Annotated in this window: 16 protein-coding genes and 1 pseudogene; 12 read left to right on the forward strand and 5 right to left on the reverse strand. The window is 71.8% G+C overall.

The features are described from left to right. Positions 1–23: 23 nt before the first annotated feature. From DEI85_RS02025 to idi, 3 genes and pseudogenes are all read right to left on the reverse strand, one after another. A complete protein-coding gene (locus tag DEI85_RS02025) occupies positions 24–1043 on the reverse strand; it encodes a LacI family DNA-binding transcriptional regulator (protein ID WP_017886425.1) in 1020 nt (339 codons plus the stop codon). 117 nt (positions 1044–1160) lie between these two features. Further along, a pseudogene (locus tag DEI85_RS02030) lies at positions 1161–2210 on the reverse strand (magnesium and cobalt transport protein CorA). 246 nt (positions 2211–2456) lie between these two features. Continuing rightward, positions 2457–2999 (reverse strand): isopentenyl-diphosphate Delta-isomerase, encoded by a 543-nt coding sequence (gene idi, locus DEI85_RS02035; protein ID WP_071246200.1) that lies wholly within the window; start codon positions 2997–2999, stop codon positions 2457–2459. Positions 3000–3020: 21 nt separating this feature from the next. On the opposite strand from idi, the gene DEI85_RS02040 reads away from it, so the two are divergent. The 7 genes from DEI85_RS02040 to DEI85_RS02070 all read left to right on the forward strand — a co-directional run bounded on the left by DEI85_RS02040 (position 3021) and on the right by DEI85_RS02070 (position 9490). Continuing rightward, the gene (locus DEI85_RS02040; RefSeq protein WP_181419945.1) at positions 3021–4079 is read left to right on the forward strand and encodes a polyprenyl synthetase family protein; all 1059 of its coding nucleotides are present in this window, start codon (positions 3021–3023) and stop codon (positions 4077–4079) included. Then, positions 4076–5014: a phytoene/squalene synthase family protein gene (locus tag DEI85_RS02045; RefSeq protein ID WP_110858704.1), complete on the forward strand. Its 939-nt coding sequence runs from the start codon at positions 4076–4078 to the stop codon at positions 5012–5014. Before DEI85_RS02040 ends, DEI85_RS02045 begins: the two co-directional genes overlap by 4 nt. Continuing rightward, positions 5011–6651 (forward strand): phytoene desaturase family protein, encoded by a 1641-nt coding sequence (crtI, locus tag DEI85_RS02050; RefSeq protein WP_110858705.1) that lies wholly within the window; start codon positions 5011–5013, stop codon positions 6649–6651. The genes DEI85_RS02045 and crtI overlap by 4 nt, the downstream gene beginning before the upstream one ends. Beyond that, positions 6651–6983, forward strand: a complete 333-nt coding sequence (locus tag DEI85_RS02055) for a lycopene cyclase domain-containing protein (protein ID WP_027464925.1) — start codon at positions 6651–6653, stop codon at positions 6981–6983. The genes crtI and DEI85_RS02055 overlap by 1 nt, the downstream gene beginning before the upstream one ends. Further along, complete coding sequence (locus tag DEI85_RS02060) at positions 6980–7450, forward strand: lycopene cyclase domain-containing protein (RefSeq protein ID WP_181419946.1); 471 nt, start codon at positions 6980–6982, stop codon at positions 7448–7450. Before DEI85_RS02055 ends, DEI85_RS02060 begins: the two co-directional genes overlap by 4 nt. A gap of 29 nt (positions 7451–7479) precedes the next feature. Then, entirely contained in the window at positions 7480–8373 is an 894-nt protein-coding gene (locus DEI85_RS02065) for a prenyltransferase (protein WP_110858931.1), read from the forward strand. 73 nt (positions 8374–8446) lie between these two features. Beyond that, positions 8447–9490 (forward strand): Gfo/Idh/MocA family protein, encoded by a 1044-nt coding sequence (locus tag DEI85_RS02070; RefSeq protein WP_110858707.1) that lies wholly within the window; start codon positions 8447–8449, stop codon positions 9488–9490. 191 nt (positions 9491–9681) lie between these two features. Here DEI85_RS02070 and DEI85_RS02075 read toward each other — a convergent pair whose 3' ends face one another. Further along, entirely contained in the window at positions 9682–10422 is a 741-nt protein-coding gene (locus DEI85_RS02075; protein ID WP_110858708.1) for an MBL fold metallo-hydrolase, read from the reverse strand. A gap of 63 nt (positions 10423–10485) precedes the next feature. On the opposite strand from DEI85_RS02075, the gene DEI85_RS02080 reads away from it, so the two are divergent. The 4 genes from DEI85_RS02080 (at position 10486) to DEI85_RS02095 (ending at position 13303) form a co-directional block, all read left to right on the forward strand. Then, complete coding sequence (locus DEI85_RS02080; RefSeq protein WP_110858709.1) at positions 10486–11001, forward strand: hypothetical protein; 516 nt, start codon at positions 10486–10488, stop codon at positions 10999–11001. Positions 11002–11005: 4 nt separating this feature from the next. Beyond that, positions 11006–12037: a YihY/virulence factor BrkB family protein gene (locus DEI85_RS02085; RefSeq protein WP_111123525.1), complete on the forward strand. Its 1032-nt coding sequence runs from the start codon at positions 11006–11008 to the stop codon at positions 12035–12037. A 71-nt stretch (positions 12038–12108) separates the two neighbouring features. After that, a complete protein-coding gene (locus DEI85_RS02090) occupies positions 12109–12597 on the forward strand; it encodes a DedA family protein (protein WP_111123524.1) in 489 nt (162 codons plus the stop codon). A 10-nt stretch (positions 12598–12607) separates the two neighbouring features. Beyond that, positions 12608–13303: an SDR family oxidoreductase gene (locus DEI85_RS02095; protein ID WP_111123523.1), complete on the forward strand. Its 696-nt coding sequence runs from the start codon at positions 12608–12610 to the stop codon at positions 13301–13303. Between the two features lie 7 nt (positions 13304–13310). Here DEI85_RS02095 and DEI85_RS02100 read toward each other — a convergent pair whose 3' ends face one another. After that, the gene (locus DEI85_RS02100) at positions 13311–14942 is read right to left on the reverse strand and encodes an ABC-F family ATP-binding cassette domain-containing protein (protein WP_111123522.1); all 1632 of its coding nucleotides are present in this window, start codon (positions 14940–14942) and stop codon (positions 13311–13313) included. A gap of 274 nt (positions 14943–15216) precedes the next feature. On the opposite strand from DEI85_RS02100, the gene DEI85_RS02105 reads away from it, so the two are divergent. Continuing rightward, on the forward strand, positions 15217–15642 hold the full coding sequence (locus DEI85_RS02105; RefSeq protein ID WP_110858714.1) for a DUF3151 domain-containing protein: 426 nt from the start codon (positions 15217–15219) through the stop codon (positions 15640–15642). Positions 15643–15651: the final 9 nt, after the last annotated feature.

Here is a 15651-nt window from a genome sequence, read left to right on the forward strand (position 1 = left end):
GGTCGTGTCGCGGCCGAGGTGCGTCAGCGCGTGCGGGGAGCGCTCGTGGAGGCGCGCACGACCAGCTGCGGGACGATGTCGATCGGGCGGAGCAGTTCGCCCTCACTCGGCAGCAGCAGGTCCACGCAGCGGCGCCCGAGCTCGGCGAAGTCGACCTGCACCGTGGTGAGCGGCGGCCAGAAGTGCTTCGCCTCCGGGATGTCGTCGTAGCCGACCACGGACAGGTCTCCCGGGACGTCGAGTCCGTACGAGCGCGCTGCGTGCATCACCCCGAGCGCCATCTGGTCGTTCGAGCAGAAGATCGCGGTGCAGTCCCGCCACCGCAGCAGCTCACGGCCGGCGTGGTAGCCGAAGTCGGCGGTCCAGTCGCCCAGGATCGGCGGCGCGACGGCCATGTCGCGGTCGGACATCTCGCGCAGGAACCCCTGCATGCGGGCGTCGGCCTCGATCCAGTCCTGTGGTCCGGCGATGTGCCGGACGTACTCGTGCCCGAGGTCGAGCAGGTGCGCGGTCGCCAGTCGTGCCCCCTCCATCTGGTCCACCCACAGGGCCGTCGGGTCCTCGCCGACGCTGGCGCGCATGGTGACGTAGGGGGTGCGGATGCCGAGTTCCGCGATCAGGTCGAAGACCCGCTGCTGGGGCGCGATGACGACGATGCCCTCGACGTCGAGGTCGAGCAGGTGCCCGAGTCCTTCCCGCACGGCGGCGTCGGTCGCCTCGGCGATGTTCGCCGTCGTGACCGAGTAGCCGCGGAGCATCGCGGCGTCCTCGATCGCCTGCAGTGCCACGGCGGGACCGTAGTGGGCGCGGCGGGCCGTCAGGACGCCGATCGTGTGGGTCCGGCTCGTGACCAGGGCGCGTGCGGCCCGGTTCGGCCGGTACTGCAGCTGCTCCATGGCCGCCAGGACCTTGTCGCGTGTCTCGGCCCGGATCGCATCCGAGTTGTTCAGCACACGCGAGACGGTCTGGTGCGAGACGCCCGCGATCCGTGCGACGTCACGGATGCTGGGCGAACGCGGTTGCTGTGTCCGCGATGACGCCATTGCTGCTCGTTTCCGCCCGGGTGTCGTGGCACATCGATGTGCACGTTCACATTCCGGGCCAGATCATTATGCACGTCCGGCGGATCGACGCCACCTGTGCGTCGATCCGCCGTCCGCTCAGAGCCAGTTGCGCTTGCGGAAGATCGCCCAGAGCACGCCCATCAGCAGGAGCATGCCGAGGATCGCGACCGGGTACCCGTAGTGCCAGTGCAGCTCGGGCATGTGGTCGAAGTTCATCCCGTAGACGCCGGCGATCAGGCCGGGTGCGAACAGGATCGCCGCCCACGACGAGATCTTCTTGACCTCCTCGCCCTGGCGGTGTGCTGCCCGGGCGAGTTGCCGGCTCTCCTCGCCCTGGGCAAGGCTCGCGCTGGTCATCCGGCGCATCGCCTCGTTCTGCTCCTGCGACACCAGGGTGGCGTGCAGGGTCAGGGCGTTCTCGAGCAGGGCGCGGAACGAGTCGACGCGCTCGGTGACGCGGAGTGCGTGGTCGTGCACATTGCGGAGTCGGTGCTGCACGTCGTCGTCCACGCCGTACTTGTCGGCGCCGCGGAGCAGCCCCGTGACCATCGCCGGCACCGGGGTGGTGGCCCGCTGGAACGCCAGGACCTCGCTGAGCAGCTGGTAGATGCGCTTCGAGACCCCGGGGTCGACCTGCCCGGCGAACAGCTGGTCCTCGATGGCGTCGATCTGCTCCTGCAGCACCTGGACGACGGGGCCGTAGCCGTCCACGACCTCGTCGAGCACAGCGGCGGTCACCGCCTCCGACCCCTTCGCCAGTAACTCCGGGTCCGCCTCGACCTGTGCCCGCAGCACCGCCAGGTCGGGTCGGGCGGCGTGCCGGACGCTCACGACGAAGTGGTCGCCGACGAACAGGTGCACCTCGCCGAACTCCACCGTGCCCGAGGCCGGGTCGAACCAGGCCGGCCGGAGCACCAGGAACAGGGTGTCGCCGTAGCGCTCGAGCTTGGCGCGCTGGTGTCCCTTGCGGGCGTCCTCGACGGCGTTCTCGTGCAGGTCGAACTCGGTGGCGACGGCCTCGAGCTCGTGCGGGTCGGGCCGGAGCAGCCCGATTCACGTCAGGTCACCACGAGCCGGGCGCGACAGGGTCGACGGAGACTCCACGCGGCGTCCCCGGACGTAGATCGCGTTGTCGATCAGTGCCATGTGCGTGCTCCTTCGGTGGGGAGCAGGCGGGCGCGATGGCGCCCCGGAGGTGATCCGGGGCGGGGCAGGTTCAGCGAGCGGGCGCGACGACCGACACGGGCGGCCGGCCCGATCGAGGATGGTCACCCGACATCGCGCCTCACCTGCCCTTCTCGTCTCGTCGTGGCGGCGCCCAGAGCGCTGCCGACGGTCGAGCGTACGCCTGCGGCTCGGGTCGGACAACCCGTCGCGGCAGGCGGGGGAGCGTCAGCGCGTGACGTGCAGCCCAGCGGTCTCGAGCTCGGCGAGCTGCCACCCGAGCCACGGGCTCCAGGCGAACGGCGCGCCGGCGACGGCCTGCCTGAGAGAGTCCTCGGACACCCACGCCCACTCGGCCACCTCGTCGTCCGCGGGCGCAGGGGTGTCGTCGGTCACGGCGCGGAAGACGGGGCAGACCTCGTTCTCCACGATGCCGGAGGCGTCGACCGCGCGGTACCGGAACTCCGGCAGCACGACCTCGACGTCGCGCACGGTGATGCCGAGCTCGCGGGAGGCCCGACGGGCGATGGCGTCCTCGAAGGACTCGTCCGGACCGGGGTGGCCGCAGAAGGTGTTCGTCCACACCCCCGGCCAGGTCTTCTTCGACAGTGCTCGCCGGGTCACCAGGACGTCGCCGTCGGTGTTCCGGACGTGGCACGAGAACGCCAGGTGCAGGGGCGTGTGGGCTGTGTGCACCGTGAACTTGTCCGCCGTGCCGATCGGGGTACGGTCGTCGGCCAGGAGCACCACGGATTCAGGGAAAGCGTTCATCTGTCTCGATAGGTTAGGCCAATGAGCGAGGAAGCGACCACCGTGCCGCACATCGACCTCGCGCTCGTCGACGACTGCCTCGAGCGCTTCTTCGCCGTGTCGTCGACGCGCGCCGAGCGCTACGGCCGACCGTCGGAAGAACTGTGGCGCGTGCTCCGCAAGGCGAGCATGGGCGGCAAGCGCTTCCGACCCCGCATGGTCATGACCGCGTACGCCGGCATGGGCGGCACCGACGCGCACGCTGCCGCCAACGTCGCGGCGGCGTACGAGCTCCTGCACACCGCACTCGTGGTGCACGACGACGTCATCGACCGTGACTGGTCGCGCCGCGGGCAGCCGAACGTCGCCGGGTCCTTCCGCGACACCGGCACGACGGGCGGCCTGCCGCTGCCGACCGCCGAGCACCGGGGGATGAGCGCCGCCGTCATCGCCGGTGACCTGGCCCTCGCCGGTGCGCCCCGTTTCATTGAGGCCGCTGGCGTCGACGGCACTCGGCGCGAGCGACTGCTCGAACTGTTCGACGAGGCCGTCTTCGCCAGCGCTGCCGGCGAGATGACCGACGTCGACCTGGCACTCGGCGTGATGCCGACGGTGGACGAGGTCCTGGCGATGGAGCGGGCGAAGACGAGCGTGTACTCGTTCGAGGCTCCGCTGCAGTCCGGGGCCGTGCTGGCCGGTGCCGACGAGGAGATCGTCACCGCCCTCGGTGCCTTCGGTCGCGAGATCGGCATCGCGTACCAGATCGTCGACGACCTGCTGGGGGTCTTCGGCGACGAGACCATGACCGGCAAGACCGTTCTGGGCGACCTGCGCGAGGGCAAACGCACGATGCTCATCGCCTACGCGGCGACCACGGACTGCTGGCCGGACCTCGAGCCGTACCTGGGCGACCCGGACCTGACCGAGGCCCGTGCGGACGAGGTCCGTGCGACCCTGGTCTCCTGCGGTGCGCGCGGCGCCGCGGAAGAACGCGTCGCCGACCACACCGCACTCGCCCGGGCCGAGCTCGCCCGGCTGCCGTACGACCTCGCCGACCGCCTGGAGGCCCTCGTGACCGAACTCGTGGAGCGCGCCCGGTGACCCACAGCACCACCACGGCGACCGGATCCCGTCCGGCTCGCCTCCAGCTCTACGACGCCACGGCCGAGGCCGCGTCGGGTGTCGTCATCGACCGGTACTCCACGTCGTTCGGACTGGCGAGCCGCATGCTCGCCCGCGACACACGCGAGCACATCCGGAACGTCTACGCGCTGGTCCGCGTCGCCGACGAGGTCGTCGACGGCCCCGCGACCGAGGCCGGGCTCGACCGCGAGCTCGCCCGCACGGTGCTCGACGAGCTCGAGGCCGACACCGAACGGGCCATCGCGCTCGGTTTCTCGGTGAACCCGGTCGTCCACGCCTTCGCCCGCACCGCCCGCGCCACCGGCTTCGGCGCCGAGCTCACCGCCCCGTTCTTCGCCTCGATGCGCATGGACCTCGACCGCACCGAGCACGACGACGCCTCGTTCGACGCGTACGTGTACGGCTCCGCCGAGGTCGTCGGTCTGATGTGCCTGCGCGCGTTCGTGTACCGGGCCGGTCGTCCGACGTTCGACCAGGCCGAACTCGTCGCCGGGGCGCGTGCGCTCGGCGCCGCGTTCCAGAAGGTGAACTTCCTGCGTGACCTGCACGCCGACTTCGAGGTGCTCGGTCGCTCGTACTTCCCGGGTGTCGACATCCGATCCTTCGACGAGGCCACGAAGGACCGCCTGGTCGCCGACGTGCAGGCCGACCTCGACCACGCCGCACGGACGATCCGGCTGCTGCCGGCCGACGCCCGCAACGCGGTCGGACTCGCACACGCGCTGTTCCAGGAACTCAACGACCGACTCGCGCGCACGCCGGCGAGCCGCCTCGTCACGACGCGCGTGCGCGTCCCCAACCCGGTGAAGGTGCGCCTCGCCGCGCAGGTCCTCGCCGGACGCGCACCGCTCCGGTCACGCGTCACCACCCACCGGCCGGGAGGCTCCTCATGACCCCGCCCCGCGCCTCCCGACCGACGACGGTCGCCACCACCACCCGGCGCAAGGTGCCCGCGCGCCGCGCCGTCGTCATCGGCGGCGGCATCAGCGGCCTGGCGGCCGCGGCGCTGCTCGCACGCGACGGCTTCTCGGTGACGGTGCTCGAGCAGCGCACGCAGCTCGGCGGCCGTGCCGGTTCGTGGGAGCAGGACGGGTTCCGGTTCGACACCGGGCCGTCGTGGTACCTCATGCCCGAGGTCTTCGACCACTTCTTCCAGCTGCTCGGGACGTCGGCCGAGGCCGAACTCGACCTGGTGAAGCTCGACCCCGGCTACCGCGTCTACAGCGAGGGCCACGACGAGCCGATCGACCTGCGGGCCGACGCCGAGGCCAACATCGCGCTGTTCGAGTCCATCGAGCCCGGTGCCGGCGAGCGGATGCGGAAGTACCTCGCGTCGGCCGAGGACACCTACACGATGGCGGTGCGTCGGTTCCTCTACACGAGCTTCCAGGACCTCACGAAGCTCGCGGCACCCGACGTCCTGCGTCGCCTGCCCAAGCTGGCGCGCCTGTTGCTCGAGCCGCTCTCCACGTTCGCCGAGACCGCGGTGCGCGACCGTCGCCTGTGGCAGATCCTCGGCTACCCGGCGGTGTTCCTCGGCACGAGCCCGTACGCGGCGCCGAGCATGTACCACCTGATGAGCCACCTCGACCTGGCCGACGGCGTGCTCTACCCGAAGGGCGGCATCACCGAGGTGATCTCCGCCGTCGAGCGGGTCGCCCGGGCCGAGGGCGCGAAGATCATCGCCGGTGCGAAGGTCGAGCGGATCGTCGTCGAGGACGGCGTCGCCACCGGGGTCGTCCACCGCGACCGCGACGGCGTGCAGCACACGGCCCCCGCCGACCTCGTGGTCAGCGCTGCCGACATGCAGCACACCGAGATGCAGCTGCTCGACCGCGAGCACCGCACCCACGGCGCCGACCACTGGAAGAAGCGCGACCCGGGCCCGAGCGCGGTGCTCGTGTACCTCGGCATCGACGGTCCGACGCCGGGCCTGCTGCACCACACCCTGATGTTCACCGCGGACTGGAAGGCGAACTTCGGCGCGATCTTCGGGGACGACCGGCACGTGCCGGACCCCGCCTCGATCTACGTCTGCGCCCCCTCCGAGACCGATCCGAGCGTCTCGCCGCCCGGCACCAGCAACCTGTTCATCCTGGTGCCCCTGCCCGCCGACCTGTCGATCGGCAAGGGCGGCATCGACGGTGCCGGTGACTACCAGGTCGAGCAGATCGCGGACCGTGCCATCGACGTGCTGGCCGAGCGGGCCGGGGTGCCCGACCTGCGCGACCGCATCCGGGTCCGACGCACGATCGGACCGCGCGACTTCGCGGACGACCTGAACGCCTGGAACGGCTCGATGCTCGGCCCGGCGCACACGCTGAAGCAGAGCGCGTTCTTCCGCGAGAAGAACGTGTCGAAGAAGGTCGAGGGGCTGTACTACGTCGGCGCCTCGACGATCCCGGGCATCGGGCTGCCGATGTGCCTGATCAGCGCCGAGGTCCTGCTCAAGCGCATCCACGGCGACCGGAGCACCGAGCCGCTGCCGACACCCCTCGGGGCTCCGCGGGACCGGACCGAGACCGCCTGATGCCCGGGGTCTACCTCGCCGGCCTGGTGGTGTCCCTGGTCGGCATGACCGTGCTGGACGCCCGCTTCCGGCTGTTCTTCTGGCGGGCACCGTGGCGGGCGGCGGCCGTGATGGTCGTCGGTGTCGCGTTCTTCATGGTGTGGGACGTCGCCGGTGTCGCTGCCGGCATCTTCTTCATCGGGCCGCAGAACCTGCTCACCGGGGTGCTCCTGGCGCCCGAGGTCCCGCTCGAGGAGCTCTTCTTCCTGCTGCTGCTCTGCTACTCGACGATGGACCTGGTCGGCTTCGTCCGGCCCCTGGTGCAGCGGGCGACCGATCGGCGGCGCGCGTGAACGGCACCGGGGCGTACGCGCTCCTGGCCCTGCCGTTCTTCGGCGTCACGGCGGTCGTGGCCGTGGTCGCCGGCATCGTCGCCGCCCGCCGGGCCCGTGCGGCGGGTCGACGGCCCGCGGTCGGGCGCCGGGTCGCGGTGCTCACGTCCGTGATCGCCGGCGTCGCGCTGCTGGTGATGACGATGGTGTTCGACAACGTCATCGTCACGCTGCGGATCGTCGCCTACGACCCCTCGCTCATCAGCGGTGCGAAGATCGGTGCGATCCCGGTCGAGGACCTCGCCTACGCGATGTCCGCCATCGTGCTGCTGCCCAGCCTGTGGGTCCTGTTCGACCGGACGGGCGCACGCGACCGGACGGGCGCACGCGACCGGATGGGCGCACGCGACCGGACGGGCGCACGCGACCGGACCGGCGCACGCCCCGCGCCCGACCCGACCCCAGCACCAGCGGAGGACACGAAGTGAACGCCAGCACCGCCTCCAGGCCGTCGACCATGCGCGCTCTGTTCGTGTCGTCGCGCCCGATCAGCTGGGTGAACACCGCCTACCCGTTCGGCGCCGCGTACCTGCTCGGCAGCGGGGTCGGCGTCGACGGCGGCGGAGGATTCTCGCTCGTCGCGTTCCTGGTCGGCGTCGTGTACTTCCTGGTGCCCTACAACCTGGCGATGTACGGCATCAACGACGTCTTCGACTACGAGTCCGACCTGCGCAACCCGCGGAAGGGCGGTGTCGAGGGCGCCCTGCTCGACAAGAGCGTCCACCGCACCACGCTGTGGGCCGTCGTCGTCACGAACGTCCCCTTCCTCGTCGCGCTCGTGGTGCTCGGCGCGGTCAGCGGCAACGGGCCGTGGTCGTGGCTCGTCCTGGCGATCAGCGTGTTCGCGGTCATCGCGTACTCGGCGCCGGGCCTGCGGTTCAAGGAGAAGCCGTTCCTCGACTCGCTCACGTCGAGCACCCACTTCGTGTCGCCGGCGATCTACGGCCTCGCCCTCGCCGGCCCGCACTGGACCGGGGAGCTCGTCGCTGTGTGCATCGCGTTCTTCCTGTGGGGCGTGGCCTCGCACGCGTTCGGTGCCGTGCAGGACGTCCTGGCCGACCGCGCCGGGGGCATCGGCTCCGTCGCGACCGTGATCGGCGCCCGGGCCACCGTCCGCCTGGCCTTCGTCGCGTACCTGGTCGCCGGGGTCGCGCTGCTGTTCTCGGCGTTCCCGGGCCCGATCGCCGCGATCGTCGTCGTGCCGTACGCGCTCAACGTGCTGCCGTGGTGGAACATCACGGACCAGGGCGCCGAGGCCGCGAACGCCGGGTGGAAGCGGTTCCTCTGGATCAACTACCTGGCGGGGTTCATCGTGACGATGGCGCTCATCGCGTACGCCTTCACGCACTGACAGACTGGACGCACGCACCGCGGCGACCGTGGTGCGTCACCAGCCACGACGGCAGTCACGAAGGAGTGCACGCATGAGCGTCCGGATCATCCACGTCGGTCTCGGAGGGTGGGGCGGCAACTGGGCCCGCACCGCCATCCCAGAGGTGTCGGAAGTGCAGGTGGTCGGGATCGTCGACCCGTCGGCGCCGACGCTCGAGGCCGTGCGGACCGACCTCGGGCTCCCGGCCTCGGCGGCGTTCGGGTCCCTGACCGAGGCGCTCGCCGCGGTCGAGGCCGACGCCGTCGTCATCACCGCCCCGGCCGTGACGCACGTGCCGCTCGCGCTCGAGGCCCTCGATGCCGGCAAGCACGTCCTGGTCGAGAAGCCGTTCGCCAACACCACCGACGAGGCCGTCACCGCGGTCCGTCGCGCCGAGGAGCTCGGCCTGGTGCTGCAGGTCAGCCAGAACTACCGCTGGTACCCGGCACCGCGGGTGGTGCAGGAGATGCTCGAGGCGGACGTCGTCGGCGAGGTCTCCGCGATCAACGTCGACTTCCGGCAGTGGGACAACGACCAGCCCGCCGAGACGTACCCGCACTACCGGTTCCCGCACGCGATGATCAACGACATGGCGATCCACCACTTCGACCTGCTCCGGATGATCACCGGGCAGGAGGCGGTCCGGGTCTTCGCCAAGGCCAGCTACCCCGCCTACAGCAAGTACCAGGACGAAGCGGTCGCCTCGATGATCATCGAGCTCGACGACGGCACGGTGGTCAACTACCGCGGCAGCTGGCTGAGCCGTGGCCCGCGCACCGCCTGGGCCGGCGAGTGGAGCATCGAGGGCGAGGACGGTGAGCTCTGGTTCACGAGCCGCGACGGTGAGCCGAACGCGGTCGACGGTGACCGGGTCACCGTCCGCCGCACGCAGGACGACGTCGCCGAGCCGGTCGAGCTCCCCGTGCTCGCGCACACCGACCGCCAGGGCGGGCTGCAGGCGTTCGCCCGCTCGGTGCAGGGCGGCCCCACCCCCGAGACGAGCGGGCGCGACAACCTGCGGAGCCTGGCGCTGATGGAGGCCGCCGGCCGCTCCGCGGCGTCCGGTCTGCCCGAGGACGTCGTCGTCCCGTCCTGACCGCAACCACCCACGGCCTGGAGGCGCGGGGCGGGCCCGCACCGCGCCTCCAGGCCGGCTCTGGTCGCGCCCAACGCGTCGGTGGCGTCTTGCGCACCCCCCTCGAGACCTTTCGCGCTCACCGACAGTCCACGCGCCGGAGCGCCCGTGGGGTGTCGCTGAGCGCGTGGACTCGCGAGCTGGACGCCGCTTCAGGCGGCGCCGGCCACCCGCCGCGCCTGCGCGACGGCCCGCCGCACGCCGAGCGACCAGCCCGGCCCGTGGCCGGGCAGCACGTGCTTCGCCTCGGTGTCCGCGAGCCGGTCGAGCGACGCGACCGCCGTCTCGACGTCCGAGGTCGCCGCGGGTGCCACGATCCGCGGTCCGATCCCGCCCGTGTACGGGTCGAAGGTGACGAGCGCGTCCCCGGCGATCACGGCGTCGCGGTCGGCGAAGTGCAGCGCCACGTGGCCGTCGGTGTGCCCCGGGGTCTCGATGATCCACGGGTTGCCCGGCACGTCGGCGCGGCTCTCCAGCGGTTCGGTGTCCGCGATGCCGTCGACCGTGACCGCACCGGCCAGCAGCATCCGACCCAGGGGGCGCAGACCACCCGGGTGGAGCGCGACGAACCCGAAGCGGTTCGTCTGCGGTCGGTACGAGTACGGGTGCGCGGCGAGGTGCCGATCGCCCGGGTGGACGAACACGGGCGTGCCCCAGTCGCGGTGCATCCGTGCGGCGGTGCCGACGTGGTCGAAGTGCCCGTGCGTGAGCAGGAGCCCCTCGACCTGGTCGGGCGTGTAGCCCAGGTCGTGCACGGCGAGCTGCAGGTGCGGCCACGCGGCGGGCAACCCGGCGTCGACGACGAGCAACCGATCGCCGGTCTCGACGAGGTACGTGTTGGTGTGTGCGATCTCGAGGCGGTGGATCCCCTCGGCGGCGTCCCGGAAGAGCATGTGCGGCACGGTAGACGCGGCCTGCTGGGCACGATCCCGGGTGGGACGTGTACGAAATGGGGAATGGCCAAGGACAGTCTGCCCGAGCTCGAGCTCGCCAACGTGCGCACCCGCGAGGGCATCACGGACACCGTGACGGAGCTGAAGCGACGCGCGGACCTGCCCGCCCGGACGCGGCTCGCGGTCGCCAAGACGAAGCAGCGTTGGCACCGGGACCCCACGCCCCTGGTGGCGATGGGCATCACCGGGCTGACGGGTGTCGCGGCGATCGTCCTCGGCATCGCGCTGCGGAACCGCCCCGCCGGGCACCTGGCCGCGCCGCCGGCGAACTCGGCGTTCACCGCGCTGCTGCCGTTCGGTGCGCGTGGCGACGCCCCCTCGGCGAAGGAGCAGGCGCAGGCAGGCCGCAAGGGTCGGAAGGCGCGGGCCAAGGCGGCCGAGGAAGCCCTCGAGCAGGACCCGGCGCACCGCGCCCGCGTGAAGCAGCAGGTCGGCATCGCGGCGGTGCAGCGACGGGCGAACAAGAACCGCAAGCAGGCGGTCAAGCGGTCGAAGCAGGCCGCGAAGGCGAGAGGGTAGTCACATGGCGCACGAAGAGCACAAGCCCGATCCGGACGACGCCCGGAAGCCCGACAACCCCACCGACCTCAAGAAGCCGACGCTCGTATACACGCTGAAGAAGACGCTGCGCGAGTTCACGAGCGACCAGTGCACCGACCTCGCGGCGAGCCTGACGTACTACTCGGTGCTCGCGCTGTTCCCCGGGCTGCTGGCGGTCGTGTCGATCCTCGGCCTGGTGTCGGATCCGAAGAAGACGATCGACACGCTCCTCGACATCATCGGCAACATCGGTTCGCAGCAGGTGGTCGAGCTGATCCGCGACCCGGTCGAGGGGCTCGTCCGCTCGCCCGCCGCCCCCATCACGTTCATCGTCGGTATCGTCGGTGCCCTCTGGTCGGCATCCGGCTACGTCGGCGCGTTCGGCCGTGCCATGAACCGGATCTACAACGTGCGCGAGGGCCGCCCGATCTGGAAGCTCCGCCCGACCATGCTCGGCGTGACCGTCACCACGGTCGTCCTGCTCGTGATCGGTCTGCTGGTCCTGGTGAGCGCTCCGCTCGCCCGGAGTTTCGGCGACGTCATCGGCCTCGGCGACGTGGCCGTCACCGTCCTGTCGATCGTGCAGTGGCCGATCCTGCTCGTCATCGCGATCATCGTCGTCGCGGTGCTCTACTACTGGTCGCCGAACGTCAAGCAGCCGAAGTTCACCTGGGTCAGTGGCGGCTCGATCCTGGCGCTCCTCATCTGGATCATCGCGAGCGTGGGCTTCGGGTTCTACGTCGGGAACTTCTCGAACTACAACGCCACGTACGGCTCCCTGGGTGGGGTCATCGTGTTCCTGCTGTGGATCTGGATCACGAACAACGCGCTGCTCTTCGGCGCCGAGTTCGACGCCGAGATCGAGCGGGGCCGCGAACTGCAGGCCGGCATCCGGGCGGAGGAGGACATCCAGCTCCCCGAGCGCGACACCCGCCAGATCGAGAAGCAGGACGAGAAGCGGGCGCAGGACGTGCTCGAGGGCATCCGCATCCGCCAGGGCGTCGACGACGACTGACCGTCGCTCGGCTGATCGGCGCTGACCGGCGCTGACGGGCGCTCTCCGGGTCGGGACGCTACGGTGCGAGCGTGCCGTCCTTCCTCGAGGGGCTCCCGTTCCGGTGGCTCGTCCTCGCGCTCTTCGTGATCGTGTTCTGCCGTGCGCAGGCCACGTACTGGATCGCGCGGCTCGCGGTGACGGGTGCGTCCCGATCGCGGTGGGGCGGTTGGCTGCGGTCGCCGGCCGTCCGTCGCGGTTCGGCGTTGCTCGAGCGCTGGGGGCTGCCCGTCGTGACGGTGAGCTTCGTCGTGGTCGGTCTGCAGACGGTGATGAACGCCGCAGCGGGGCTGGCGCGGGTCGCCTGGTGGCGGTACACGATCGCGATGGTGCCGGGGTGCGTCGCGTGGGCGTTCCTGTACGCGACGGTCGGGCTCGCCGTGTTCTGGGCGGTCGTCGCGGCGCTCGCCGGCTCGCCGTGGGGCATCGCGGCGCTCCTGGGTCTGGTTGTCGTCGCCGGCGTCACGCTCACGGTCCTGCGTCGTCGCCACCGCACAGGAGGCCCGGCCCGGCTTCCGTAGGCTGGCCCACGTGACGACAGACCAGCTCCAGAACCGTCCGGTCGCCCTGGTGACCGGAGCCACCCGCGGCATCGGCCGCGCGATCGCCGCCGACCTCGGCCGCACCCACCACGTGCTCGTGGGCGGCCGGTCCGCCGACGCCGTGGACGCCCTCGTCGCGGAGCTGCCGAGCGCGGCGCCGTTCGTCGGTGACCTGGGCGCGGGCGAGGTCCCGGCGCTGCCCGATCGGCTCGACGTCCTCGTGCACTCGGCCGGTGTCGAGCAGGGCACCACCGTCGCCGACACCCCGCGTGCGGTGTGGGAGCAGGTCTTCGCGACGAACCTGTTCGCGGTCGCCGAGCTCACCCGGCTGGCGCTCCCGGCACTGCGGGCCGCCCGGGGCATCGTCGTGCCGATCAACAGCGGCTCCGGGTTCCACTCGGGCCCCGGCGGTGGCGTGTACGCGGCGTCGAAGTTCGCGCTGCGGGCCTTCGCCGACGCCCTGCGCGAAGAGGAGCGGGCGAACGGCGTGCGGGTGTCGAGCGTGCACCCGGGCCGGACCGACTCGGACATGCAGCGGCAGCTCGTGGCGAAGCTCGGTGAGTCCTACGACACCGACTACTACCTGGCCCCCGAGGACGTGGCCGCCGCGGTCCGCACCGTCGTCGACCTGCCCGAGCGCGGCACCGTCGAGTCGCTCGCGATCCGGCCGACCCGACGGCGCTGACGGGGGTCTACCGCAGCTCGATCCGTTCGTCGAGCTCGAGCCGTTCCAGGAACGTCTCGTCGTGGCTCACCACGACGAGTGCTCCCCGGTAGGCCCGCAGCGCGTCGACGAGCTGGTCGACGCTCGTCAGGTCGAGGTCGTTCGTCGGCTCGTCGAGCACGAGCAGCTGCGGGGGCGGGTCGGCGAGCACCAGGGCCGCCAGCGCCACCCGGAACCGCTCCCCGCCGGACAGGTCCCCGGCCGGGCGGTCGACGGTGTCCCCGCGCACCAGGAACTTCGCCAGCCGGTTGCGGACCTCGGCGACGGGCACGTGCGGGGCGTCCCGGCGAACGTTGTCGAGCACGGTGGCGGTGTCGTCCAGGCTGTCCTTCCGCTGCGGCAGGTACGCGATCCGGTCGACGTGGGCGACGGCCGCGGTCTCGGGCAGCGGGTGCTCCCGGGCAGCGGGGTCGCCGACGAGCTGCTCGAGCAGGGTGGACTTGCCGACACCGTTGTCCCCGGTGACGGCGATCCGTTCCGGCCCCTGCACGACGACGTCCCGTCCACGGACGGTCACGGTGGCGATCCGACGCGACGCCGGCACCTCCGGGTCGGGCAGGGCGACGTGGATCGACTCGTCGTCGCGCAGGCGGAGCTCGGCCGCGCGGACCGTCACCAGCGCCTGCTGTTCGGCCGACCCGTGCGCGACCCGGAGGCGTCCCGCGGTCTCCTGGGCCTTCTTCCGCTGTTCGTTGGCCAGGATCTTCGGCATCGACCGGCCGGCTTCGGCACCGGCCTTCGCGCGTCGGGCGATCTTGGTCTCCGCCTCGATGCGCTGCCGCTTCTCGGTGCGGTGCCGCTGTTCGGCGACCCGGACCTCGCGCTCGACGGCCGCCTGCTGCACGGCGAGGTGCTCCTCGAACGCGCTGAACGTCCCGCCGAACACGGTCATGGCCCCGGCGCGGAGCTCCACGGTCTCGTCGACGTGCTCGAGGAGTTCCCGGTCGTGGCTGACGAGCACGAGGGTGCCGCGCCAGTCGTCGACCAGGTCGAGGAGCAGCCCGCGGGCCCGGCGGTCCAGGTTGTTCGTCGGCTCGTCCAGGAACACGATCGGCCGGGCGCGCAACCGCACCCCGGCGACGGCGGCGAGCACCGACTGCCCGCCGGACAGCGTCGACACCGGCCGGTCGAGGTCGGCGCCGTCGAGCCCGACCCGGTCGAGCACCGCGGCGGCCCGTTCCTCCAGGTCCCAGTCGTCGCCGACTGCCTCCAGCTGTGCCGCTGTGGCGTCGCCGGCCAGGACGGCCCGGAGCGCGGTGAGTGTGGGACGGACGCCGAGCAGGTCGGCGACGGTGCCGTCCGCGCTGGCGTGGGCCGACGCCGCCGGTTCCTGATCGACGCGCCAGCGGCGATCAGGCCGTGCCGGTGGGGAGAGGCGTTGCGGCAGGTGGTCGACGGGACCCGACGTCGCGATGCTGCCCGACGTGGGGTGGAGCCGGCCGGTCGCGAGCCGGACCAGCGTGGACTTGCCGGCCCCGTTCCTCCCGACCAGGCCGGTCCGGCCACGCCCGAAGGCGGCGGTGAGGTGGTCGAGCGCGACGGTGCCGTCGGGCCAGGCGAAGGTGACGTCGTGCAGGACGACGGACGGACTGGTGGGCATGGGGGTGTCTCCCGGTGTCGATGCTGGGCGCACGACACCGAGGCCACCGCGGTGCGGTGGAGCGCCCGACGGGGCGCGCGATCACGGTGTCAGCGCGTGGGCTGAGCGGTACCGGTGATCGACAGCAATCCGTCTGCTTCCGTCGGGGAACCCCCGTGTCCGCCATCCGTTCCGCCGGTCGGTTTCCCGCCCCGGCGGCCCCGCGATGACGACGAGGTGACCTCCACGGTAATCCCGCGACACGGGCACCCGCAAGGGATGACAGGCTGGGGGCATGCCGGAGAACCTGTTGCCGACCCCGTCGTCGAACCCCGAGACCCTGCTGCCCGCCGAGCCGGAGGTGACCGCCGCGCTCGAGGCGGAGGCCCCGGTCGCCAGCGTGGTGGTGTCCTACCCGTCGTCGAGCCTGGCGTGGGCGCTGCTCGCCGACGAGGCGTGGGCGCGCGGCGCGACCCTCGAGTCCTACGCGTACGCCCGTGTCGGGTACCACCGTGGGCTCGATGCCCTGCGCAAGGCCGGCTGGCGCGGTGTCGGGCCGGTGCCGTGGTCGCACGAGCCGAACCGTGGCGTCCTGCGGGCGCTGTTCGCCCTGCGCCGTGCGGCCGAGGCGATCGAGGAGCCCGGCGAGGCGGAGCGCCTGACCGACTTCCTGAACGCGAGCGACCCCGAGGCCCTGCGCGCCCTGTCTGCCGGCGCGTAGCTCCCGCAC

Source organism: Curtobacterium sp. MCBD17_026 (genome assembly GCF_003234895.2).
In the GTDB taxonomy this organism is placed as follows: Bacteria; Actinomycetota; Actinomycetes; order Actinomycetales; family Microbacteriaceae; genus Curtobacterium; species Curtobacterium flaccumfaciens.